Annotated in this window: 2 protein-coding genes; one reads left to right on the top strand and one right to left on the bottom strand. The window is 40.7% G+C overall.

Annotation, left to right across the window (positions count from 1 at the left end):
- Positions 1–277 (top strand): hypothetical protein (locus A3761_RS27925; protein ID WP_369808232.1); only part of this gene is annotated, 277 nt, incomplete at its 5' end.
- A gap of 32 nt (positions 278–309) precedes the next feature.
- On the opposite strand, the gene A3761_RS18705 is transcribed toward A3761_RS27925, so the two are convergent.
- Positions 310–1,173: a hypothetical protein gene (locus tag A3761_RS18705; protein WP_068514335.1), complete on the bottom strand. Its 864-nt coding sequence runs from the start codon at positions 1,171–1,173 to the stop codon at positions 310–312.
- Positions 1,174–1,415 lie beyond the last annotated feature (242 nt).

Below are 1,415 nucleotides of genomic sequence, written 5' to 3'. Positions count from 1 at the left end.
GATTTTAGTATCAAGGTTGTTGCCCGAGTTAAAACAGCGTGCTGCAAAGCATTTGCCGGGAAGAGGCATTCAGAAGCTAGGCGTTAAAGTAAAGTTCAGTGACTTTCATCAAACAACAAAAGAATATACATTTAGTGACTACAATGAAGCGATGTTTATCTGCCTGTTACATGAGGCAATATCAAGGGGCGATGGTAAGAAAGTAAGGCTATTAGGTGTTCATATTGGCCTGAATAACGAAAAGGAACAGCATCAACAATATGCCTTTTCTTGGTAATGAGCCCTATACCTACAACGCTGTTTTCTTCATTAAAATTTATGCCATAGTTCAGCATTATCAAGCGGGTCGGCTTTACTCAAATTGGGGTTGGGAATAGAAAACCTTCTGCGCTCTTTCAGCCGAAACTTATCTATTAGCGCTTGGTGGTGAGCTAAAAAGTATGCTTCAAATTTGCCATTTTCGATTAGGCGCCACAAACCCCGTTCAATGCGCTTCGCAAGCTCTGGTCGTTTCGGGCTAATAAAGAAATAGGTTGGCAAGGGGATATGAAGCATTAGTTCCGTGTCGATTGCTAGATTAGGGTGCGCCTCTTTTTGAGCTAAGTACTCGGCCTCAATTTCATTAATACCACGACCAAAGGTTTTAAATCTACCGAGCTCTAACATACTAAACAGGCCTTCATAGTTGTTTCCCACAACAACATTAAACCCTGCCTCTCTCAACACTCTAGTCGTCGACCAACCTTTTCCTGAACCAGTGGGTATAGCTTTAAACTCTTCGAAAGACTTAAGTGCTGACAGTTTGCTCTGGTCTTGCTTATTAATGAAAAAGAGGCGATAGCCCTGTATTCCCTTTCGTATGGGAATTCTTACGACGTGCAATTCGCTGACCCAAGCAGTTTTGGGCGCTTCGGCAACGACATGAAGCTCTTTACCCTCTTTCAACGATAACAGTAGACGATTACGGTTCATTATAAGCGTTGCGTGTTTTACAACACTTTTTGAATCGTCGTCTTGAGTCTCATCGAGAACCATTTGCAACAAATCATGTGCGTAATCATAGCGTTTGTCATTAACTGATTCAGGCCGATTTACCAGCACATAATCACTCAAAGCCTGTGCGCTAAAGCTACTTGCAACCAGTAGTAATATTAACTTGAATATTATTATCATTTTTATAATCAGCGTTATCGGTCGGCATAAGAGCCGAACTCTTCTACGATTAAATTAATAAGCTTCACTATATAAGATTAGCCTTATTAGATGCTGATAGCAAAGCCTTAACTTTTCGAAATAATTTTGACTAAGTCGGTAGTCATTGCTGTGTTGTTTTGGCAATCCTAAGAAATTGCACGCTTAGCTATTAGCTCGACGTCTGAGACGAGCGGTGTTTACTGAATATAGATGTAAAGTTT

This window comes from Oleiphilus sp. HI0123 (assembly GCF_001635315.1).
Note: the sequence above shows the minus strand (reverse complement) of the source record. Positions and strands in the feature narration are given on the sequence as shown.

What these genes read in the sequence shown, in the direction of transcription:
- A3761_RS18705 (WP_068514335.1), bottom strand. Translation starts at nt 1,173, where the DNA reads ATGATAATAATATTCAAGTTAATATTACTACTGGTTGCAAGTAGCTTT.